General features: G+C 39.6%; 21 protein-coding genes, 1 other RNA gene and 1 pseudogene. 16 read left to right on the top strand and 7 right to left on the bottom strand.

Translation table 11 applies throughout. The features are described 5' to 3' along the window. The first annotated feature begins 2 nt into the window (after positions 1–2). Genes rseP through lpxA form a run of 6 tightly spaced genes read left to right on the top strand, consistent with a single transcriptional unit; the run spans position 3 to position 6,777 of the window. Positions 3–1,358 (top strand): RIP metalloprotease RseP, encoded by a 1,356-nt coding sequence (gene rseP / locus FTV03_RS09105; protein ID WP_180007769.1) that lies wholly within the window; start codon positions 3–5, stop codon positions 1,356–1,358. Then, positions 1,339–3,885, top strand: a complete 2,547-nt coding sequence (gene bamA, locus FTV03_RS09100) for an outer membrane protein assembly factor BamA (protein ID WP_373685138.1) — start codon at positions 1,339–1,341, stop codon at positions 3,883–3,885. Before rseP ends, bamA begins: the two co-directional genes overlap by 20 nt. A 41-nt stretch (positions 3,886–3,926) precedes the next feature. Next, positions 3,927–4,427, top strand: a complete 501-nt coding sequence (locus FTV03_RS09095) for an OmpH family outer membrane protein (RefSeq protein ID WP_180041109.1) — start codon at positions 3,927–3,929, stop codon at positions 4,425–4,427. A gap of 3 nt (positions 4,428–4,430) precedes the next feature. Then, a complete protein-coding gene (gene lpxD, locus FTV03_RS09090; RefSeq protein ID WP_180041107.1) occupies positions 4,431–5,501 on the top strand; it encodes a UDP-3-O-(3-hydroxymyristoyl)glucosamine N-acyltransferase in 1,071 nt (356 codons plus the stop codon). Between the two features lie 5 nt (positions 5,502–5,506). Continuing rightward, on the top strand, positions 5,507–5,992 hold the full coding sequence (fabZ, locus tag FTV03_RS09085) for a 3-hydroxyacyl-ACP dehydratase FabZ (protein ID WP_171263789.1): 486 nt from the start codon (positions 5,507–5,509) through the stop codon (positions 5,990–5,992). Further along, positions 5,989–6,777, top strand: coding sequence for an acyl-ACP--UDP-N-acetylglucosamine O-acyltransferase (gene lpxA, locus FTV03_RS09080; RefSeq protein ID WP_180041105.1), 789 nt, complete (start codon positions 5,989–5,991; stop codon positions 6,775–6,777). The genes fabZ and lpxA overlap by 4 nt, the downstream gene beginning before the upstream one ends. A gap of 59 nt (positions 6,778–6,836) precedes the next feature. Here the strand turns inward: lpxA and FTV03_RS09075 are convergent. Beyond that, positions 6,837–7,698 (bottom strand): annotated as a pseudogene (locus tag FTV03_RS09075) (YbgF trimerization domain-containing protein). Between the two features lie 291 nt (positions 7,699–7,989). Between FTV03_RS09075 and ffs the strand changes: the two are divergent. Further along, an RNA gene (ffs, locus tag FTV03_RS09070) (signal recognition particle sRNA small type) lies at positions 7,990–8,086 on the top strand. 106 nt (positions 8,087–8,192) lie between these two features. Here the strand turns inward: ffs and FTV03_RS09065 are convergent. The 4 genes from FTV03_RS09065 to FTV03_RS09050 all read right to left on the bottom strand — a co-directional run bounded on the left by FTV03_RS09065 (position 8,193) and on the right by FTV03_RS09050 (position 11,241). Then, positions 8,193–8,837, bottom strand: a complete 645-nt coding sequence (locus FTV03_RS09065) for a regulatory protein RecX (RefSeq protein ID WP_180041103.1) — start codon at positions 8,835–8,837, stop codon at positions 8,193–8,195. A gap of 80 nt (positions 8,838–8,917) precedes the next feature. Beyond that, positions 8,918–9,961, bottom strand: a complete 1,044-nt coding sequence (gene recA, locus FTV03_RS09060; protein WP_078193524.1) for a recombinase RecA — start codon at positions 9,959–9,961, stop codon at positions 8,918–8,920. Between the two features lie 145 nt (positions 9,962–10,106). Further along, positions 10,107–10,547, bottom strand: coding sequence for an RNA-binding S4 domain-containing protein (locus tag FTV03_RS09055; protein WP_168377604.1), 441 nt, complete (start codon positions 10,545–10,547; stop codon positions 10,107–10,109). Continuing rightward, positions 10,540–11,241: an HAD-IA family hydrolase gene (locus tag FTV03_RS09050; protein ID WP_180007774.1), complete on the bottom strand. Its 702-nt coding sequence runs from the start codon at positions 11,239–11,241 to the stop codon at positions 10,540–10,542. The genes FTV03_RS09055 and FTV03_RS09050 overlap by 8 nt, the downstream gene beginning before the upstream one ends. 13 nt (positions 11,242–11,254) lie before the next feature. Between FTV03_RS09050 and FTV03_RS09045 the strand changes: the two genes are divergently transcribed. Beyond that, positions 11,255–12,106, top strand: coding sequence for a 3'(2'),5'-bisphosphate nucleotidase CysQ (locus FTV03_RS09045; protein ID WP_180007775.1), 852 nt, complete (start codon positions 11,255–11,257; stop codon positions 12,104–12,106). A gap of 69 nt (positions 12,107–12,175) precedes the next feature. After that, complete coding sequence (locus tag FTV03_RS09040) at positions 12,176–12,919, top strand: histidine phosphatase family protein (protein ID WP_078188709.1); 744 nt, start codon at positions 12,176–12,178, stop codon at positions 12,917–12,919. Between the two features lie 88 nt (positions 12,920–13,007). Here the strand turns inward: FTV03_RS09040 and FTV03_RS09035 are convergent, their stop codons facing one another. After that, entirely contained in the window at positions 13,008–13,451 is a 444-nt protein-coding gene (locus tag FTV03_RS09035) for a hypothetical protein (protein ID WP_078193520.1), read from the bottom strand. A 444-nt stretch (positions 13,452–13,895) separates the two neighbouring features. Here FTV03_RS09035 and FTV03_RS09030 point away from each other — a divergent pair, with 444 nt between their 5' ends. Further along, a complete protein-coding gene (locus FTV03_RS09030) occupies positions 13,896–16,490 on the top strand; it encodes a M66 family metalloprotease (RefSeq protein ID WP_180041101.1) in 2,595 nt (864 codons plus the stop codon). Between the two features lie 104 nt (positions 16,491–16,594). Here FTV03_RS09030 and rpsT read toward each other — a convergent pair whose 3' ends face one another. Next, positions 16,595–16,861 carry a 30S ribosomal protein S20 gene (rpsT, locus tag FTV03_RS09025; RefSeq protein WP_078188707.1) on the bottom strand — a complete coding sequence of 89 codons (267 nt, stop codon included), beginning with the start codon at positions 16,859–16,861 and terminating at the stop codon, positions 16,595–16,597. Between the two features lie 215 nt (positions 16,862–17,076). On the opposite strand from rpsT, the gene FTV03_RS09020 reads away from it, so the two are divergent. The 6 genes from FTV03_RS09020 (at position 17,077) to FTV03_RS08995 (ending at position 22,711) form a co-directional block, all read left to right on the top strand. Beyond that, a complete protein-coding gene (locus FTV03_RS09020) occupies positions 17,077–17,742 on the top strand; it encodes an NAD(P)H-binding protein (protein WP_180041099.1) in 666 nt (221 codons plus the stop codon). A gap of 10 nt (positions 17,743–17,752) precedes the next feature. Then, entirely contained in the window at positions 17,753–18,265 is a 513-nt protein-coding gene (gene rraA / locus FTV03_RS09015) for a ribonuclease E activity regulator RraA (protein ID WP_180023800.1), read from the top strand. A gap of 145 nt (positions 18,266–18,410) precedes the next feature. Continuing rightward, complete coding sequence (locus FTV03_RS09010; RefSeq protein ID WP_180041097.1) at positions 18,411–19,190, top strand: glutathione S-transferase N-terminal domain-containing protein; 780 nt, start codon at positions 18,411–18,413, stop codon at positions 19,188–19,190. A 226-nt stretch (positions 19,191–19,416) separates the two neighbouring features. Continuing rightward, entirely contained in the window at positions 19,417–20,100 is a 684-nt protein-coding gene (locus FTV03_RS09005) for a response regulator transcription factor (protein ID WP_180041095.1), read from the top strand. Between the two features lie 53 nt (positions 20,101–20,153). Beyond that, positions 20,154–21,992: an ATP-binding protein gene (locus tag FTV03_RS09000; protein WP_306669778.1), complete on the top strand. Its 1,839-nt coding sequence runs from the start codon at positions 20,154–20,156 to the stop codon at positions 21,990–21,992. Between the two features lie 23 nt (positions 21,993–22,015). Next, the gene (locus FTV03_RS08995) at positions 22,016–22,711 is read left to right on the top strand and encodes a hypothetical protein (protein ID WP_180041092.1); all 696 of its coding nucleotides are present in this window, start codon (positions 22,016–22,018) and stop codon (positions 22,709–22,711) included. The last annotated feature ends 158 nt before the right edge of the window (positions 22,712–22,869 follow it).

Below are 22,869 nucleotides of genomic sequence, written 5' to 3'. Positions count from 1 at the left end.
ACATGAATGCCTTGTTTATGATTATTGCAGCAATATTGCTACTTGGACCGCTGATAGCGATTCATGAATTTGGGCATTATTTCGTTGCACGTAAACTGGGCGTAAAGGTTTTGGTGTATTCGATTGGTTTTGGCCCAACACTACTTAAGTGGACGTCAAAGAAGTCGGGTATTCAATATCAACTGTCTGCATTACCACTCGGTGGTTATGTCAAAATGTTGGATGAACGAGAAGGTGATGTCGCAGCAGAAGACTTACCAAAAGCATTTAACCGACAACACCCTTGGAAGCGTATTGCAATTGTTGCGGCAGGGCCACTCATCAACTTGGCTTTTGCTGTGGTGTTGTTTTGGATTTTATTTTTACCTGCACAGGAACAGCTGAATACGCGCGTAGGTAAAATTTTACCAAATACACCAGCAGCGGCTGCGCAAATGCAGTCTGGTGATAAAATTACTGCCGTAGATGGTACTCAAGTATCCACTTGGGAGCGCTTGAATTATGCCTTGGTTGATCGTGTGGGTGAAACTGGCAACATTCAAATTCAAGCTGAACGTGCAGGGCAAATTCAAAACTTCAGTTTACCAATTCAGAGTTTTTTGCGCGATCAAACTCAGTCACCACTCGATGTTCTTGGTTTTACGCCATATCGTCCTGAAATTCCTGCAGTGGTTTCAAAACTCAGTGAAGATGGCGCAGCGATTCGCCAAGGGATGCAAGTGGGTGATCGAATTGTTTCGATTGATGGCGTAAAAATGAAAGACTGGTTTGATGTTGTACAAGTTGTACAAGCTTCTCCAGAAAAGTTACTTAAAATTGATGTTTTACGACAAAATAAAATTGTGCATTTAAACGTGATGCCGCAAGGTAAGCATGACCAAATGGGTAAAGTCACAGGGCTTTTAGGTGTACAAAGCGATCCGGGTAAAGTCAATATTCCAGCCGAATACAAACAAACCATTCAATACACGCCTGTAGAGGCGATGGGAAAAGCGGTAGAAAAAACAGGTCAAATCTCTAGTATGATCCTGAATTCTATTGTAAAAATGGTGCGTGGTTTGGTGGGTTTGGATAATTTATCTGGTCCGATTACCATTGCGAAAGTGGCTGGACAAAGTGCCGAAATGGGGTGGCAAACCTTCATTTCATTTATGGCACTGATGAGTGTGAGTTTAGGTATTTTAAATTTACTACCGATTCCTATGCTCGATGGCGGTCATTTAATTTACTATTTTATTGAATTAATTCGTGGTAAACCTGTTTCTGAACAAATACAATTGGTTGGATTAAAAATTGGTATGGTATTGCTGGGTAGCATGATGCTACTGGCTCTATTCAATGACATTATGCGTTTATAAGAACGTTATACGAAATAAATTAACAGCGGAAAAGACTGGCATGCAGCACAAACATTTATTTATGCCATTGGCACTGGTTAGTGCTATGGCCGTAGCACAACAAGTATATGCAGCAGATGATTTTGTAGTACAAGATATTCGTGTTGATGGCTTAGTGCGTTTAACTCCTGACAATGTAGCCGGAATGATCCCATTCTCCGCTGGTGATCGTGTCAATGATCAAATCATTTCAAACTCAATTCGTAGCATGTTTGCATCGGGTTTGTTTGATGATGTGAAGTCTTCACAAGTCGGTAATACCCTTGTATATACAGTGGTTGAACGTCCAGTTATTTCTAAAGTTGAGCTAAAAGGCAATAAACTTATTCCTAAAGAAGCCTTGGAAGAAGGCTTAAAGAAAATGGGTCTGTCCGAAGGTGAGGTTTTAAAGAAATCATCTTTGCAAACGGTTGAAACTGAATTAGAACAACAGTACATGCAGCAAGGTCGCTATGATGCTGATGTCAAAGTTATTACAACCGCTCAACCGAATAACCGTGTCAATGTCTTAATCGAGTTTGAAGAAGGTCAATCTGCCAAAGTATTTGATATCAATATCATTGGTAATACGGTCTTTAAAGAAAGCGAAATTAAACAAATTTTTGCATTAAAAGAAAGTGGTTGGAACTCGATCATTTCTCGTAATGACCGCTACGCACGTGAAAAGATGGCTGCGAGTTTAGAAGCTTTACGTGCGATGTATCTCAACAAAGGTTACATCAACTTCAACATTACCAATTCAAGTCTGAATTTGAGTGAAGATAAAAAACATGTCTTTATCGAAGTTTCGGTGGATGAAGGCGAACAATTTAAGTTTGGTGAAACCCATTTCTTAGGTGATACGCTTTATACGCAAACTGATTTAAACGCTTTAAAACTTTATAAAGATGGCGATTTATATTCACAAGAAAAAGTGAATGGTGTGAAACAGCTTTTACTTCGTAAATACGGTAACGCAGGTTACTACTTTGCAGAAGTGAACATTGTTCCTGAAATCAATAAAGACACCAAATTGGTTGATTTAAATTACTATGTGAATCCGGGGCAGCAAGTCACAGTTCGCCGTATTAATTTCACAGGTAACTCGAAAACAGCTGATGAAGTTCTTCGTCGTGAAATGCGTCAAATGGAAGGTGCATTAGCAAGTAACGAAAAAATTGATTTGTCTAAAGTGCGTTTAGAACGTACTGGTTTCTTTAAAACCGTTGATGTTAAGCCTGCACGTATTCCGGGCACGCCAGATCAAATTGATTTAAATGTGAATGTTGAAGAGCAGCATTCGGGTACAAGTACTTTAGCTGTTGGTTTCTCACAAAGTGGCGGTGTGACTTTCCAAGCAGGTTTGAGTCAAACCAACTTCTTGGGTACAGGTAATGCGGTTTCTATCGATTTGTCTCGTTCAGAGACTCAAGATTACTATAACCTCAGTGTAACTGACCCGTACTTTACTATTGATGGTGTACGTCGTGGTTATAACATGTACTACCGTAAAACCAAGTTAGATGATGACTATAACGTTAACAACTACGTTACTGATAGTTTTGGTGGTGGTATTAACTTCGGTTATCCGATCGATGAAAACCAAAGTATCAGTATGGGTTTAAATGTAGATCAAACCAAGGTAACAACAGGTGAGTATGTATCTACATATGTGCGTGATTATTTGAAGGCAAATGGTGGTAAAACCATTGATTCTAATTCATTTAATACATGTTCAATTGTAAATCCTGATCCTAGCAATCTTGAATGGACATGTCCTGAAGCGAACATAGTTAATAATGATTACGAAAGTGCGTTTGAAGGAAAGTTTTTAACCTATAACTTAAACCTAGGTTGGTCGTATAACACGCTTAACCGTCCTGTATTCCCAACATCAGGTATGTCGCATCGCGTAAATACTGAAATTGCTTTACCAGGTAGTGATGTTGAGTATCAAAAAGTCACTTACGATGCACAAGCTTATTTCCCACTAGGTAAAGACTTTGTGCTCCGTGGCTATGGTAAGTTGGGTTATGGTAATGATTTACCGTTCTATAAAAACTTCTATGCAGGTGGTTTTGGTTCGGTACGTGGTTATGACAACAGCACCTTAGGTCCAAAATATGACGGTGTCTATTATGATGCTCGTGGTGAAAAAGATTATGACCCAGAAGAAGTCGGTGGTAATGCTTTAATTCAATTTGGTACTGAATTAGCTTTACCTGTGCCATTTAAAGGCGATTGGGCGCGTCAAGTTCGTCCAGTATTATTTGCTGAAGGCGCACAAGTATTTGATACCCAATGTGACGTTCCTAAATCTAGTGAAGACCGTCAATACTGTAAAGATAACTACGGCTTTGATATGAACAATATGCGTTATAGCGTTGGTGCAGGCTTTACTTGGATCACGATGATTGGTCCAATTTCACTGAGTTATGCATTCCCGCTTAATGACAAAGCTGGCGATGAAACAAAAGAAATTCAATTCGAGATTGGTCGTACCTTCTAAGTACGACCCTTCTGGGAATAACAAAATTACAGGTTGATAAGATGAATAAATTATTTACTGGTTTGGCGGTATTGGGTATGTCATGTTCTGCTGTGGTACATGCAGCAGGTTACGGTGTGGTTGATTTAGAAAAGGTGGTGGATCAAAGCACTTATCTAAAACAACAAAATGCTCAAATTCAACAGCAGTTGAAACCACAAACCACTAAAATTGAATCACTAGCAAAAGAGCTGGAAGCAATGCAACAGAAAGCTCAGCAAGGTGGTGATAAGTTGACTGCTGCGCAAAAGCAGCAAATGGGTCAACAGTATCAAACTAAACTCAAAGAGCTGACTGATTTACAGCAAAAAGTTCAAGCTTCGGTTCAAGGGAATATTCAGTCCTTAAATCGCACGATGGATACTCGAATTAAGCAAGTTGCAGAACAATTGCGCACAGAAAATAAGTTAGATGTTGTTTTGAATAAAAATTCAACACTTGCGTATGACCCTAAGTTTGATTTAACTGATAAAATGATTCAAAAGGTTAATGCAATTAAATAATCAATGAATTCTCAAAAATTCAGTTTAGAAAAGCTTGCTCAACTTGTTCAAGGTCAATGTATTGGCCAGCTAGACTTGCAATTCAGTGGAATGGCAAGTTTAGAGAGTGCTCAACCGCATCAGCTTGCATTTTTAAACGCAGATAAATATCTGAATGAAGCTCAACAGTCTCAGGCTGGTGCGCTGATTGTGACTGCAGACATGCAGTCACAAATCCCTTCACAGCAAAACTTTATTGTTGTACCAAATCCGTATCTGGCTTTCGCTATTCTGACGCATGTTTTTGAAAAAAAATCTGTAGAAAAAGGAATTGAAAGTACTGCCCAAATTCATCCTTCTGCAATCATTTCTGATACTGCTTATATTGGGCATTATGTGGTGATTGGTGCGAATAGCGTGGTGGGTGAAGGAACTCGAATTGAATCACAAGTGAAGATTGATCATGGTGTTGAAATTGGTAAAGATTGTTTTATCGATTCGCATGTGACGATTACTGGTGAAGCTAAGTTAGGTGATCGTGTACGTATCCATGCAAATACGGTGATCGGTGGTGAAGGGTTTGGTTTTGCGCCTTATCAAGGGAAATGGCATCGTATTGCTCAATTAGGTTCTGTACGCATCGGGAATGATGTGCGTATTGGTTCAAATTGTAGTATCGACCGTGGTGCTTTAGATGACACAATTTTGGAAGATGGTGTCATTATTGATAACCTTGTGCAAATCGCGCATAACGTCAAAGTGGGTGCAAATACGGCAATGGCAGCGAAATGTGGCATTGCAGGTAGTACAACTATTGGCAAAAATTGTGTGCTAGCAGGGGCTGTTGGTATCGTAGGTCATATTAATATTGCAGATAATGTGACAATTACCGGTATGTCAATGGTCACAAAAAGTATTTCCGTTGCTGGAAGTTATTCTTCAGGTACGCCAATGCTTGAAAGTGGTTCTTGGAAAAAGGCAGCAATCCGCTTTAAACAATTAGCAGATGTGCCATTGACCCAATTGGTCAAACGACTTGATCATATGCAGTCTCAAATTGAGTCCCTTGAATCAACATTTAAATTGCGTAAATAATTATGATGACAGAGTCGAATACCCCAGCTTTCACAAAACCTGAATTACCAATGACTATTCAGACTATTCGTGAATATTTGCCACATCGTTATCCGTTTTTATTGGTTGATCGTGTTGTTGAAGTGACTGACAACGGGATTGTAGGCTATAAAAATGTAACGATTAACGAAGAATTTTTACAAGGCCATTTCCCTGAATACCCAATTATGCCGGGTGTGCTGATTGTTGAAGCATTGGCGCAAGTGTCGGGTATCTTAGGTTTCATCATGAATAATGAGAAACCTTCAGCGGGTTCGTTGTTCTTATTTGCTGGTGCAGAAAAGGTCCGATTTAAAAAACAAGTCGTTGCAGGCGATCAACTTGTATTAAAATCAGAATTAGTGATGCAAAAGCGTGGCATTTACAAATATAATTGTGTTGCCACTGTAGATGGCGTAGTCGCAGCAACCGCGGAAATTATGGTTTCGCATCAGAAAACAGAGACAGCATGAGCAATAACGAATTAATTCATCCTACCGCCATTATTGACTCATCAGCAGTAATTGCTCCGGATGTGCAAATTGGACCATATTGTATTATTGGTCCTAATGTCACAATTGGAGCGGGTACTAAACTGCATTCACATATTGTGGTGGGTGGTTATACCCGTATTGGTCAACATAACGAAATTTTTCAATTTGCCAGTGTTGGTGAAGTCTGCCAAGACTTGAAATATGCTGGTGAAGAAACGTGGTTAGAAATCGGGGATCACAACTCGATTCGTGAACACTGTAGTTTACACCGTGGTACTGTTCAAGATCAGGGTCTAACTAAAGTTGGTAGTCATAATTTATTGATGGTGAATACACATATTGCACATGACTGTGTGGTAGGTGATCATAATATCTTTGCTAATAACGTCGGCGTTGCAGGTCATGTCCACATTGGTGATTATGTCATCGTAGGTGGTAACTCTGGTATTCATCAATTCTGTAAAATCGATTCTTACAGTATGATTGGTGGTGCATCTCTTATTTTGAAAGATGTACCTGCTTATGTCATGGTATCTGGTAATCCAGCCCATGCTTTTGCCATGAACATTGAAGGAATGCGTCGTAAAGGTTGGTCTAAAAATGTGATTCAAGGTTTACGTGAATCCTTTAAATTGATCTATAAAGATGGATTAACGACGAATGAAGCGATTGAACGTATTCGTACTGAAATTTTGCCTGAAGTGGCAGAAGCGCAATTGTTGATCGACTCACTTGAGCAGTCTAAGCGCGGTATCGTACGCTAAATGCTGCGAATAAAAAAAGACACCTTATAAGGTGTCTTTTTTTTGCGTTAAAAATAGGACTATTTTTTAACAAAGCCTGCTTCTTCAGATTTTGGATATTTTTGGGTAAGCTTGGTTTTGAGCTGCGTTGCTAAACTGCTATTTCGATCGACGTCTTTTGCAATGCTATACAGTTGATATAACGCTCTAGGCGCGCGGGTCGACTCAGGGTATTGATCTACCACGATACTATAGTTCTTTTTCGCTTCTGCGTAGTTGGTCGGTTCAACAGCAAGGTTGAACTCAGCTAACCAAAAATATGCATTGCTAATGTAGACGCTATTAGGATTATTCTTAATAAAGTTTTTCATTGGTGCAATGGCTTTTTTCGCACCACCTTGTCTATATGCATCTAAAGCAACGGTATAAGCTGCTTTCTCAAGCTCAAGTGAGTCACCACCTGCATTTACAGGTTGTTTTGCAGATGAGCTTAATGTTGCTTGGGTCGTAGGTTGTTTAGCTGGTGTAGGGGCTATATTAGCTGCTACTGGGTGCAGTACCTTGTTGGTTATCCTCCGCAGCCTCTGTGTCTTCACTCGGATCTACTTTTTGTTGGAGTAGCTCTAAACGTTGATCTAAATCTGCATAGCGGTTTGTAAGTTCACTTTTTAATTGTTCGATAATATTGTCTTGCTCTTCCATTTTACCGCGTAAGCTACGCAATTCATTTTCAAGCTGTTGGTTCTTCTGCATAAGCTGCCAATTTAAATTGGTTGGCGTAGGTGTAGAGCCAGCACCTGTTTGAATGGCTGTATTATTTGCTGTATACACAGTGCCATTATCTGCGCCACTCAAACCGCGAGATTCGATTGGAATATTGGCAAATAGCGTACCTGAGCAAGTCAATGTAAGGGCACACAATACATGCTGTTTAAACATCATAAAAATTCCATGTAGTTGCAAGCATGTCCGTATTGAATAGTTTTATTACAGACTGCTTTAGATAAAACGATAAGCACATTAAAAACGCCAAAGTTCTGAATTGCAATAAGCTTTTACAATCTTGTTGTGTATTAAAGTAAAAATATAGTGATGATGTTTCACGTTTTCTACATCATCGACCATCATATTGATTTATAAATAATCAAACAGTGTTTTCTACTCAGGAATTCTTGGTTTTAGTCTTGCATGTTTATCAAAAATCTCTATACTCTGTTCTTGCAATGGTAGCCCTGCCGGTTACTTCGCAATTGTACTCTACAAACCCCGCCAGGACCGGAAGGTAGCAACGGTAGTAGAAATATGATGTGCCGAAGTCTTGCTGGTAGGGTTGCCACCAGTTTCAATAATAATAAATTAGACTTCCTCTCATTTTTCAATCCCAGATTCTTCTTTATTTTAGTTTTATTAATTCTTCATTTAGATCTATATCTTTGTTATTCGGCATCAAATTCTTTACGTGAAATCACTTTAAAAATCGTATCGAGATCAAAGCCTCGATATTGTAAAAAACGTATTTGTTTGGCTTTTTGTTTTGGATCACGTTCAACAGCTTTGCCAAATTTTTTGATCTTGAGCTGGTAAGCTTCAGCGACCCAATCTGTTTCTTTTAATTCATCCTGAATTAACTCACTGTCTACTTTTTTATTTTTTAAAGCAAGCTTTATACGGTTGGGGCCTTTACCTTTGCGTTTTTGACTCGACAACAGCATTTCTGCTACACGCTGATCGCTTTGATAGTTCTCACGTGCGAGTTCTTCCACCAAGTGTATGACTTCTTCGCGACTATCCGCATACAGTGCTAACTTCTCGATTAAATCCGCTTTTGAGTATTCTTTACGTGTGAGTACTGCAAAGGCGTAGGAGCGTAAATGAGAGCCGCGCAGACCTGGTTTTTTTTCAGTATGAACATCTTTACCATTGGCATCAAAATGCAATGCAGTGTGATCGATCACCGAAGCATTGTCATTCGGAATGTCAGTTTGTGCAGCATGATTTACGCAGGTAGTTTCTTCAGCTTCTGCAAACTGTTGTTTCAGTGCTTCATAATCAAGCAAGAGTGGAAAATGGTCTTTAGTCATGGGGTCATTTTAATACAAATTTTGAGTGCAAAACAAAACGCCCCGTAGGGCGTTTCGTCTGCTATTAAAGTATGCTGTAATTAAGCATCTAAAAAGTCTGGTTCTTCTTCGTCTTTGTCTTCTACAGGTGCTGTACCCGTAGTCAGAAGTTGTTCACGAATCAGTTTTTCGATAGTTTGCACAAGTTCAGGGTGTTCTTCTAAGTGGCGAATGGTATTGTTTTTACCTTGCCCAATCTTGTCACCTTGGTATGAATACCAAGCACCTGCTTTTTGAACAATTTCTTGTTGTACAGCGAGGTCAACAAGCTCACCTAAATGGTTCACGCCTTTACCATAAAGAATTTGGAAAATCGCTTCACGGAATGGAGGAGCCATTTTGTTTTTCACAACTTTCACTTTGGTTTCTGAACCAATGATTTCGTCGCCTTCTTTCACTTGACCAATACGGCGGATATCTAAACGTACAGATGCATAGAATTTAAGTGCATTACCACCAGTTGTGGTTTCTGGGCTACCAAACATTACACCAATCTTCATACGGATTTGGTTAATGAAGATCACCATACAGTTCGAACGTTTCGCATTACCGGTAATTTTACGCAGTGCTTGGCTCATCAGGCGAGCTTGTAAGCCCATGTGTGAGTCACCCATTTCGCCTTCAATTTCGGCGCGAGGGGTCAGTGCAGCTACAGAGTCGACAACGATCAGGTCAATGGCACCTGAACGTACCAGCATGTCTGCAATTTCAAGTGCTTGTTCACCATTGTCTGGCTGTGAAACAAGTAAGTTATCAATATCTACGCCAAGTTTACGTGCGTATTGAGGGTCTAATGCATGTTCAGCATCGATGAATGCACAAGTACCGCCAGCTTTCTGACATTGTGCAATAGCTTGTAATGTCATAGTCGTTTTACCAGAAGATTCAGGACCGTAGATTTCTACGATACGACCTTTAGGCAAACCACCAATACCTAGTGCGATATCTAATGTTAAAGAACCTGTAGAGACAGCTTCAACTGCCTGCACGGTATTATCACCAAGACGCATAACGGTGTTTTTACCAAACTGCTTTTCAATTTGGCTTAAGGCCGCATTTAACGCCTTGCTTTTATTATCATCCATCTTACAACCTCAATACGATGTCACGAAACAATATACTCAAGTGGATGTATTCAGTTTAGATCTGTTCCACGAGGGTATAGTGACAGAAATCATCCTTTTGTTCTATGAAAATCACAACAGGTGCGACATGTTGTGACGCTTTAACTTAATCATCATTATAAGACCATTGCTGGTCAAACTGTTGATCATTTTCTCTTTTAAATTTACCAATATCTCGACGATCTTTTTTACTTGGTCGATGATCTGGCCGAGCTAGATTATGCAACTTTCTTTGGGATGCGAGCAATTCCCGTTTTGCAATACTGACCTCAGTTTCATCATAAAGCAGCTGAGCGGTGGGGGCAGGCCCACGAACATCCGACAGTGCTTTCACCACCACGGTTTTTTTCTCAAGGCCTTGGGCAATGGTTAATTCCATGCCTACACGAACTTCACGAGAAACTTTAACGCGTTCGCCATTATGATGAACTTTACCGCCTTCAATCGCATTTTTGGCAATAGAGCGTGTTTTAAAAAAACGTGCAGCCCACAACCATTTGTCTATACGCATACCAACCGCATCTTCGGCTAGATTTGATTTACGCATATTTTTTCTGTTCCTCGGCTTGCTCAGTCGTTTGAGCTTCTAAAATAGGGATTAAATCTGTTAATGCGGACAGCATTGGGTAATTGCAAGTCTCGCGAGGCGCTTTGGCAGATGAAGGTTGCTGAATCGAATAGAGCTGTTCAATCCCAAAAAGTTTTGCACCATTGAGCACTTTTTCTGTGTCATCAATGAAGTAACAGTTTTTTGCATAGAAGGGGTGTTTGCTTGCTAATATTTGCCAAAACTCAATAAACTCTTTGGCATGACCGAGAGTTTCTGAACTGACGATAACATCAAAATAATCACGAAGACCGGTTTCTTCGAGTTTGAATTGTAAGCCTGCAAAGTCGGCATTGGTCGCAAGCCAAATAGGATAGCCATTTTCTTTTAGATAGGTAAGCAGCTTAATGCAGCCTTCGCGTTTGGCTACTTTGGCTTTTTGTTCTATTTGCATTGCCAAAACATCAACGCCAACTTGTGACGTCCAAAAGCGAGAGGAGTACCATTTTAGGGTATGATTATGCTGTTGATAAAAACTAAATAGCGTTTGCTTGCTTTGTTCGAGTGAGCATTGATGCTGTTCAGCATAACGAATTGGCAGCAGCTCATTCCAAATGAAATCATCATAAGCAAGATCGAGTAAAGTACCGTCCATATCGAAAATGATCGTCGGCTTTTCTGAGTAATTTGGCATATAAAGGTATTCTATGTTTAAAACAACAACAGCACCGCAAGACCCACTGATTTTGCAGTTGGTTCCCATTGTGACACAAGCTTGCGAAATTTTGCGAGAAGAATATCAGCGTTATTGCTCAGGTGCAGATTTTGATGTGGAACGTAAAAGTGATGATTCACCTGTAACGCAAGCTGACTTTCGTGCAAATAGCTATATTACCCAAGCATTATCTAAAGTTTCTAGCTTGCCTTTATTGTCAGAGGAAGGTGACAAGTCTGAACGTATGCAATGGCAAAAATTTTGGCTGCTTGATCCTTTGGATGGTACCAAAGAGTTTTTACATAAAAGACCTGAATTTACCATTAATCTGAGTCTGGTTGAGGGTGCTAATACTACCTTTGCCATATTGGCGATCCCTGGGGAATACAGCGTATATATTTGTCCCTTTGAGGGACTGCCGCTGAAATATGATAGCCAGTCAACCACATGGTATGAATATGTTCAAACCTCTGTAGAGAATGTCGTACACGTTGGCTTGAGTCAAAGTGCTAAAAATAAGCCGATTTATAAGCACTATCTAGACGCTTTAGAAAAACTTAGTCCTTATCAGGCCTACCATGCTGGTAGTGCATATAAGTTTTGTATGATGTTAGAAGATCGAGTGGATATTTACCCGCGTTTTCATCCTACCTGTGAATGGGATACGAGCGCTGGACAATGTTTAATCGAGCGTATTGGTGGTGGTTTGGTTGATTTTAAAGGTCGCGCTTTTTTATATAACCAGCGCAAGACTTTATTAAATGGTGGATTTATTGCATTTAAAAATGCCGAAATGAAAGAATTGGCCTTAAATGCTTTGGCAAACATGCCTGACAAAACTTGAGCTAAATCGGGTTCATGCTATAGTGTCAGCACACTCCGTTAAATCTCCTGCATTTAAGAACTGTCAATTATGGCCCTAGATTTGCTCCCTCCTAGTATGCTGAAAGCAATAGACTTATTGCCGGATGAAAAGACGCCTGTAACATTGTTTACACGTCATTCCATTCGTGAAGTTGTACAAGGACAAGGCTTGGCCGGTTATGACTTGCAACTGACCCATCAAGGACGAGATTTAGCCGAAGCGTGGGGCAGCTATTTGGTTGAAAATACCGATCGTGTTATTCAGCACTGTATTTCGAGTCCAATTCAGCGCTGTGTGGATACGGCGGCATTGATGATTCAAGGTGCAGATAATGTCACGATTGAACCGAATACCCACCATATCGAGATCATTGAACAAGGATTATTGGTCGAGCCGGGAAGTTTTGTGCTCGATATTAAAAAAGCAGGACCATACTTTCAAAAGCAAGGTGCTTTAGGCTTTATCAATAGTTTTGTGAATAATGCTTTGCCGGGTATGAAACAGCCCATTCATGGGGTGGTAGATGTTTTGGAGTTGATTTACAACACTCATCCAACCAATGATTATGGTCTGAGTCTAGCGGTGAGTCATGATACGATTTTGGCTGCAATTCTTGCCATTATTTCAGGTAAAAATATCGTGACACGCGAAGACTGGCCGAAAATGATGGAAGGTTTATTTGTTTGGTTTGAAGGAGATGTATTCCTTGAGTCAAAACTGAAATGGATTTGGCGTGGAGAACTAAATGAATTAAATATTCGTGAATTTCAGCAGGCTGAGCAGCAACTCTAAGTATTTTTGCGCATACAAAATATTTAAAAAAGGCATCCATGTACGGGATGCCTTTTTTATCTGCTTCAATATTTCATTAAATAAAAGATTAAATATTGGCTTTAATTCGTGCAGGATACTGATTTAAATCAATACTTGAACCGTCGTCACTATAAGGCCAGCGGCTAGTATTAACTGGGAGGTGCTGTTGGTGGATTCGACTATATTTGTCAGCGGCAATCAAAGTCGCAATGTCATGATCTTTAATGCTATACGCTTGCACGAGTTCAGCTGGATATTGTGTGCGTTCAAAAAATTCAGCTTCTGTTTCCCCTTGATGCAGTGCAAAGATACGTTCTACAGCTGGTAAGTACACGCCATATGCTAACCATGAGTCTACACCTTGAGAGGCTTGAATCTCAGCGGTCGATTTCATATTTGAAATGACTTTACCTAAAATGTCTTTTTCACCTTTAGATGTAAAATATTCAATATATTGATTTTCTGCTTCTGCAAATTTTTCTAATGATGGCAAAAATTGGTTAATCGACATTTTTATCCCTCTTTTCATTTGTACAGCAATGGCTGCCTAGGATGAAAATTAAAATACCATAAAAAATATATGGGATTAAACCATTTCTAAAAATTTTTATTTACAAAGTTTCTAAAAATATCCTGACAATTTTTGTCGGGAATATACGATTGTATTTAAAGGACTACACCTTAATTTTAGTTGATAAGTGAAGTACCTGTCACAGCAATCGTGATTCAGCCAATACTAAATATTTAGATTTAATTTGAATTGTTAATAAGTGACAAAACGCGGCAATTGAATGATTAATAAAAAGAAAATAGCATTATATTTGTTGTAACTTATTGATTTATATATTTTATGTAAGTCTCTTAATTGGATTTTTTTGTGGCTAATTGGGGAATAGTAGTGAAAAGTGTGATAGGTTTTCCATATAACAAATTATCAATTTGTATTGTGTCATTAATGTTAGTTGCTTGTGGTGGCGGAGGTGGTGGTGATAGTTCAAGTGGCACTGCATCATCTGCCAGTTATCCAGAACCGACCCAAGATATAGTCGATGAAACAAGCATTGGTTTTTATGACTACGATGCCAATGATGCTGTTCGTGAAATACGTAATGATTTAGTCGGTAGCTTTTCCGCGCAAGTTCAATTTGGTCAAAGTCATGTCGTCGATCCGAATGCGAACGAAGCCAAGAAAATGCCACGGTTAACCAGTGAAAAAGAAGCGCTGCTTATCGTGACGCCAACACTTGATATGCAAAACATCAAGCAACTCAAAGTAGAAATCTATCAAAACAACCGCTTAATTCGTACCGCGACATTGGATGATCCGACGCAAATGCCTGTTTCAGACCAGAGTGGGCAAAGAGGTCGTCCAGATGTTTGGTACAGTAAACGCGCGTGGACCACGAAACTCAATTGGGATGAAGTTAAACCCGGTCTAAGATTAAAATTTATCGATGCAAATAAAGTCAGCGGTGAATTGGCTGAAGATAAAATCGATTTTGCTGCACCAGGTGAATTGGTTTTAAATAATATCCGTGTTGGTATGTTGGCAGATAAGCCAAATTCTACCGGTCACTATATGCTGCTTGAGCCTGAAAAAGCGGGTACCGATTATTTCCAAACCATTCCTGCAGCAGAAATGACGGTTGCACAATATGATGATATTCAGTTAACACGTGCAATGGTATCTTCAGGTGTTATTTATGACAGTAAAAGTGCCGGAGATGGTGGTGTTTATGCAGGAGACATGCGTGAGGATGTCGGTAAATCAACCTTTAGTGTTGGTATAAACCTTGCTAACTGGGGTATTACCAGTGCATCTATGGCCAACCAAAGTCAGCCACAATTAACCCAAACAGTAGTTGTCCATCATACGAAGGGGAACTATGTCAATGGTGTGCATACTCATGGACTGAGTGGTGGTAATGGCATGCTCACGCTTTATGATTCTGTAGGGAATGAATTTAGCCATGAAATTGGCCATCACTATGGTTTAGGACATTACCCTGGTCAGGTAGGTGACAATCTATTTTGGGCTGCACATCATGCGGACAGTGGATGGGGTTATATTGCCAATCGCAATATGATGCGCGGAAATCTATCATGGACGGCGACATGGAAGTGGGATGGAGCGAATGGTATCCCAAATTTTAAAAATTTGTTCCCGTACGGAAAAGATGCCATGTCCGGCGGGTATCCTGATAGTAATGTATCACGCTACACACACTATACGGGTTACAGCACATTCCTGAAAATTCAACCACACTTTGACCGTTATGTCTGGGATGAAACTTCGCCTACCGGCTACAAAAAGTGGAACAAAACCACTCGTGAAATGGAAGTCGCTCAACCGAAGATGCCAAATTCTACGGCTCCGGTTTGGTATAACGCAGATCAAAATTATCCACGACCACGGGTTTTTGGTCAGCCTGTCATTACCATTTTAGGGGGCTATGATCCAGTCAATCAAGTCGGTTTGTTATATCCTGCGGCACGTTCAAACTGGGGTAATGTTTATGATTTAACGGCGGCCAATACGGCCTTAGACCAAGCTGCATGTTGGTTGAATGTGCAATACACGAATAAAGTCAACAATATTGCTTTAGCACCTGTACGACTAGGTAGTAATGCCAATAAACTGCATGTCAATTTAGCTTTGGCAGATCAACCACAGAAAGTTGATTTGTATTGTAAAAAAGCAGGTGAAGAAGCCAAATTATTAGCAAATATTGATATTCCAGTTTACAGCACAGCGATCAAGCCGGCTGTCAAAATTGGGCGTCAGCATGGTTATAGTGCATTGCGTGCTATCGAACTTCCTCAATTAGAAAGTGCTTTGGAAGCGCAAGCTGCAAATGCTGTTGTTGCACTAAATCCAACTGAAAAAATGCTGTATGAGTCATATAAAAATGACAAGTCATTGATGAATAGTGTGGCGCGTCAGCAATTAACCCGTTATGAGTCGCAACAAAACACAGCATACCGACTAAATCGTTGGATGAATGTATATGCACAAGACCTAACCAATCAAGTACCTGAGGCGCAAAGCGCGCTCGAAGCATTTATGAAAAAGCTTTCAGTCACTCAAGAAGGTTTGTTCGAGCAGGCGACATTGATCAAAAATGGTAACAACTGTTTGAAATCTGAAACCTTAACTGATGGAACATTAAATTTATACATCAGTGGCCCAAGCGGTTGTACGGCGGATGATACTGAACAGTGGGTATATGATGCCATTGGTCGGATACACAGTAAGTCAAATCCAGATCAATGCATAACAGGCAACGGTGGTTCAGCTAAAGTGACGCTAGAACGTTGCGTGTTAAACCAAACCAACCAAATTTGGACCATGGACCCTGCGACTACAACGATTCGTCAAAGTGGTCAATGCATGGATTTAAATACGGGACGTTTGCAAAATAACCGTGCGGATTTAATTCGATATAGCTGTACCAACGGTGGCAATCAACGTTGGACAAATTTGACAGCAAGCAAAAACTTATTATGGACATATTTATCAGCGACGAATATGAAACTGATTAATAAATAATCTGTAAATAGAAAATAAGGTCCAATAAGGACCTTATTTTTTTGCTTTTAAAAATCAATAGGCACAAAAAAAGCCCTAAAAAGGGCTTTTTTCATCGCAACAAATTAGTTAGCTAAAGCTTTAACTTGTGCATTTAAACGGCTCTTATGACGAGCAGCTTTGTTTTTATGGATGATGCCTTTATCAGCCATACGGTCGATTACAGGAACAGCTTTTTTGTAAGCTTCTGTAGCGACAGCGTAATCACCAGCAGCAATAGCAGCTACTGTGCGTTTAAGATAAGTACGAACCATAGAACGTAAGCTTGCGTTGTGTTGACGTGCTTTAACGTTTTGACGAGCACGTTTTTTTGCTTGAGCAGAGTTTGCCACTCGTGCACTCCTTGAAATAGATTGGTCTGGGCGGGCTGAAATTACATCTGAAAACCAACATCAGAAGAACTATCACCAGCCCGTAAACAAGTGCCATATTGTGATTAAACTAAGCGCTTAAGTCAAGTCTTGACATGCTTTGACAACATTTTAGATGCAGAAAAATTTTAAAGAAAACGTTAGATTAGTCTAAAGTAATTGAGATTGTATGAAAAATGACTAAAAGTATAGAGAATGCGATTGTCATCGGAGCAACAGGATTGGTCGGGCGGGAATTGGTTCGTCAGCTCAGTCAAAATGCAAGATGTAAGAATATTACTGCTGTGGTACGTCAGCGTGATCATGAACTGAATGGACTGGCAAAAGTTCAACAAATGGTGATCAGTGACTTTCTTTCCCTGACTCAGGATGATGTGCGAGATTATAGTCATGCCTTTAGTTGTTTAGGCTCGACGATTAAAAAAGCAGGGTCTAAAGATCATTTTTATCAAATTGATTTTAGCATCAATGCACATTTCGCTGAATTATTAGAATATACAGACACACATCTGATCATTGTCAGTGCAATGGGCGCAAAAGCCAATTCCGCGTTTTTTTATAATCGAGTCAAAGGTGAATTGGAATATTATTTAAAAACCTTAAAGTTAAATCAACTTTCGATTTTAAAACCTTCGCTGTTACTTGGTGAGCGTCATGAATCTCGACGTTTAGAAGATGCGACACAGAAACTTTATATGCGCTTTTCGCATTTTGTACCTGATCGTTTCAAATTTAAGCCAGTGACAGCACAGCAAGTGGCTAATACTATGGTCGAGGCGGCACAAACTCAGACTGAAAAGTTCGAGATTTATGATAATTTACGCATACTAACAATTAAATGAGGGAAATACCGTGTCTACAGTTCCATTCGTCACCTGTGATTTACTTGATGATCATCCAGACAAAGAATTACAAGTGGTGATCCCGTCTTTGGATGGTAAATTCTTTCAAAGTTATGGTGCACGAAAAAGTTTTGGCGGTCAGGTGGTGACGGTTAAATGTTTTGAAGATAACTCTCGTGTTAAAGAATTATTGGCAACCGATGGTACGGGTAAAGTATTGGTTGTGGATGGTGGCGCTTCGATGCGCTGTGCCTTGATGGGCGATATGATTGCTGAATCTGCAGTCAAGAATCATTGGAATGGCGTCATTATTTACGGCTGCGTGCGTGATGTTGATGCGATTGCCGAACTTGATTTAGGTGTGCATGCTTTGGCCGCAATTCCACAAAAAAGTAACCGCAAAGGCGTGGGTGAAACAGATATTCCATTGAGTTTTGGTGGTGTAAACATTCAATCTGGTGATTTTATCTATGCTGATAATAACGGCATCGTTGTTTCAAAAGAGCAATTGGTTGTTCTATAAGCGTACTTGAATTTTTAGTCGTGGAATGAAAGCGTAATTCTTGCTCATACACGACGATATAAATGTGAAAAAGAAAATACAAACATCAGCTGAGGACTCTCGGCTGTTGTATAAAAATACGAAATAAAAAAAGAAAGGAAAAAGTATGTTGTTGCATCAATTAAAAGTGGCGCAAGCGTTGCTCTCAGGCGTAGCAGAAGGCGGACGAGGTACAAATGGGACGCCTTATCCGAAACAACCTGAAAAAGCCCTTAAGCTGTACGAATTTGAAGGGTCTCCCTATTGTCGTCGTGTACGAGAAGTACTAACCACACTCAATTTGGATTATGAGGTCTACCCATGTCCCAAAGGGGCTAAAAAGTACCGTTTAGAGGTACAGAAATTAGGTGGAAAACAACAATTTCCTTTCTTGGTGGATGACAATACTGGGGATCGTTTGTACGAATCTCAGCAAATTATTCATCATTTATTTAAACATTATGGCAAAACAGGTCAGACTCCTAAGAAGTATGCCAATTATCCTAAAATTCCGTATGTTGCCTATGTTGGAACTTTAATTAATGGGGCTCAAGGGGTGTGGGTGCAGCGTAAAGTTATTCATCGTGATGCACCAACTCAACTCTTAGAACTATGGGGTTTTGAAGCGAGTCCATATACACGTATCGTACGTAGCGCATTGTCTGAAATGGAATTGGCATATATCTTTCATAATGTGGCTAAGGAACGTTGGCAAGATCAGGGATTAGCGGTAATGCGCTTAAGACCTGGTAAATATGTACCCCTGAAAGGTGGCAAGCGTGAACAAGTGTTAAAAATCATGGGGAACAATATTCAAGTGCCATATTTGAAAGATCCTAATACTGGTGTAGAACTTTTTGAATCTGAAAAAATTGTAAAATATCTGAAGAAGCAATATTTGAGCTAATCACACTCAAGTTTAAGCTAAGTGCAGTGTATAGTCAGACTGATGGCTATACACATATTGTAATGTTAAATGGATTTAAAATTAGAAGAAAAATGCATCATAGCTGCATCAATTGAATTAGAATAAATTGTTAAAAAATAAGAAATTTACTTAATTATAGGGATATCCTAAAAGGATTAAACTCATTAATGTAAAAGACATTTCATTTTTTCGGGGGAAGTAAATCATGTCACCACAAGAAGTCATACTACCCGTACCGGTGCTCGTCGTTGAAGATGAGGAAATTATTCAATTACGTTTACGTCAAATTTTGACAGAGCTGGGTTATAAGCGGGAAGAGCTTATCTTCACCAAAAATGTTAAAGAATCTATTCAAGCCGTAGAGACCCAACCGATATCCTTAGCCTTAGTTGACTTAGGTTTGCCTGATGGAAGTGGTATCGAAATTATTGAAAAAATACGTTCCCTCGAAAGTAATACTATGATCTTGGTTGTCTCTGCATGGAGTACACAAGAAAGCTTATTTGCTGCGATTAAAGCAGGCGCAACAGGCTATGTATTAAAAGAACGTGATGATGCTGAAGTACTTTTATCTATTCGGAGTATTTTACGTGGTGGGGCGCCGATTGACCCATTTATTGCACGAGAAATCCTAAAACAAATATCCGAAACTGAAGCACCAAGTCCAGAACAAACAGTCGCCGATGAAGCAGACTTAAACCTGCTGACCAGTCGTGAAAAAGAAATTTTATGTTTGGTTGCTCAAGGTTTGAGTAATCGTGAGATTGCTGAACAGCTTTTTGTTTCACGCTATACGGTAGAAAGCCATATTAAACATATTTATCGCAAATTAGCCGTAACGAAACGTACCAAAGCCGTGAGTACAGCAAGATCTATGGGTATTCTATAATGCGTAAAGGAGGATATTTTTTCTTATTTATCCTCTGTTTAGTATGGGGGAGCTTGAGTCATGCAGAGCAAGTTTTCCCTGTAAATGATCAATGTAATGTAACTGTGAATAGCATTTCACGGGTGAAGACACCATCCAATCAAGAATTACCCAGAACGGGATGGAAAACCACGCAATTACCTGACCGTTGGAAAGAAGATAAAGACTGGGAGGGTTATCAAGGTGGTGCTTGGTATAAATTAGACTGGTCTTGGTACTGTAAAAATAATGCGCGTTTGGCAGAACCCATCGCACTATATGTTGATTACATTATTAATACGGGTTCAGTCTTTCTGAATGGCGACTTGCTGTGGACCAATAAAAATCTTCAAGAACCGGTCTCTAAAAGTTGGAATGTTGCACGCTATTGGATTTTACCGATAAGTGGAATCAAGCATGATCATAATGAAACCTTGATCTATGTTTATGGCTACTCGAGTCTAAATGCTGGCTTGGGTCCGGTGAAATTTAACAATGTCATGGCAACAATAGAGCAGGCCGAAGAAGCCACTTGGACTCGTCGAACCATATTACAATTAAATATTTTTCTTTCTGGGGTCTTGGGTCTAATTTGCTTTATCATTTGGTTGATGCGTCCTCGTGATACCAGTTTTGGCTGGTTTGCGCTTTCAACAGTGTTGTGGATTTTATTTCTCAGTAATGCTCTGACTACTGAAACCTTTCCATACCCAGATTCGGTTTTTTCTGCCAAAGCTAATCTGATATTTGTAATGCTGTACTTTCAGTGCTTTAGTATCTATATCTTGCGCTTTCTTGGGCGTAAGTTTCCACGAATAGAACTGTCATTTACTATGTTGACTGCTGCACTGATTGGTGTGGTGTGTATCTGGCCATTCGAACAAAATGCAGATATTTCGAGCCTTATTTTCTTTTTATATTGTGCATTCTTTTTTATCACTTACCTCTATCTGTGTAAAATTAGTTTCAAAGAACGAAGAAGAGACTATATTTTATTAGCAATCTGTTTGACTGCGATAATTGTGATAGTCATAGGTGATATCACAGTCTTGGTGCTCTTTCCAAAAGAAAATTTTACACCTTTATCACCCTTTACTTCACCGATTATCACCTTATTTATAGTGGTGATCTTGGGGGCGAGACTTAATCGAAATATACAGAAGATTGAAAAATATAATGATGATTTGGCATTTGAAGTTCAGAAAGTCAGTGATGAACTATGTAGTAGCTTGAATGATAAACATCAGCTTGAACTGAGTAATGTACGCCTGCAGGAACGGATTAAATTATCACATGATCTGCATGATGGTCTGGGCGCATCCATTGTGCGCTCGATGATCTTGGTTGATCAGTGTGAAAGTAATATTCCAAATAGACAGTTCTTGTCGATGTTGAAATTATTGCGCGATGATTTAAGGCAAATTATTGATAGTGGATCATCTTTAGACAGTAAAGTGCCAAATTCACCTTTGCTCTGGATCGCACCTGTTCGACATCGCTTTAGTCAGTTGATGGATGAAGTGGAAATGAATGCCAAATGGTGTATTCCTTCGCAGTGGGCGATCAAACCAACGGCAATTCAGTGTCTGACTTTAATACGAGTGATTGAAGAAAGCCTGACCAATATTGTGAAACATAGCCAAGCAAATCATGTCAATGTCACGCTGTCACAGTTCGAAAATGGCGCATTGCTATTAACCATTGAAGATGATGGTGTCGGTTTCGATGTTGAGAGTGTTTCAAATCATGGCATGAGTATTGGGATGCGAAGTATGAAAATGCGTGTAGAACGGATAGGCGGAAATTTCAAAATTCATTCTCAGCAAGGCTGTACCATTATTCAAACAGAAATTAATTTAAAATCAGCTGCATAAAATAATATGTTGAAATAATAAAAATGATGATCAATTCGATATTAAGTCATCTAAAGCGCATTGCATTGTTCTGCTGTGTCACTTTTATAGCAGCTTGTGGTTCGCAGGATCATGCGCCTAAACCAGGTGAGTATGGGCAGATTTTGTTCCAGCATGCGGTGTTAAGTACCGAAGAAATTCAACAATTACTCAGTGAAAGTCAAAGCGATACAAATACATTAAACACTAAAAATTTTGCAGTGGATTACACGGCGACATCCAATCAAAACCCATATCGTGCAGTCTTGTTGGTCAAAGGTAGGGCAATGACCAGTGGTGAGGTATCCGTTAAATTTCAAATTGATAACTACAATGCCGCTATTCAACAAACCTCAAGCAATCTCATGCAAATGGACGCAGGTGTTGATCAGATTGAACGATTAGAAACATTAGATGCAGGACAAGATTTTAACTTTGTTATGGACGGTGCGCCTTTCTCAGTCAATGCTGCCAATGATCCAAATAGTATGACCAGTCAACTGAGTTTGTTAGAGTCAAGGAATGTGGAGTTTCAAAGTATTGAATTACAAATTTGGCAAGGCAAAGGTAGTCAATACGGCGTAATGCGTTATCTTTGGTTTATTGGATTGGTGTTATTGATTGTATGGGTTTATCGCGTCATCGTGGAGAAAAAAGCCGATCAAGTCGAAGATTTTTTAAATCGTAGAAAGCGAAAATAATGCTATTCAGCAGTATAAAAAGGGAGCATGACGCCACTGCTGTCCCATAGTTTGCTTTAAATAAAAAAACCTGAGTCCTAACAGTTAAAATATGAGTGCAAACAAACACTTTAACGACCAGGATTCAGGTTTTGTCACATCAGAATACCGTATTTCAT

Source organism: Acinetobacter sp. YH12218, from assembly GCF_013417925.1.
In the GTDB taxonomy this organism is placed as follows: domain Bacteria; phylum Pseudomonadota; class Gammaproteobacteria; order Pseudomonadales; family Moraxellaceae; genus Acinetobacter; species Acinetobacter amyesii.
The sequence above is the reverse complement of the archived record's forward strand: the minus strand, read 5'-3'. Positions and strand labels throughout refer to the sequence as shown.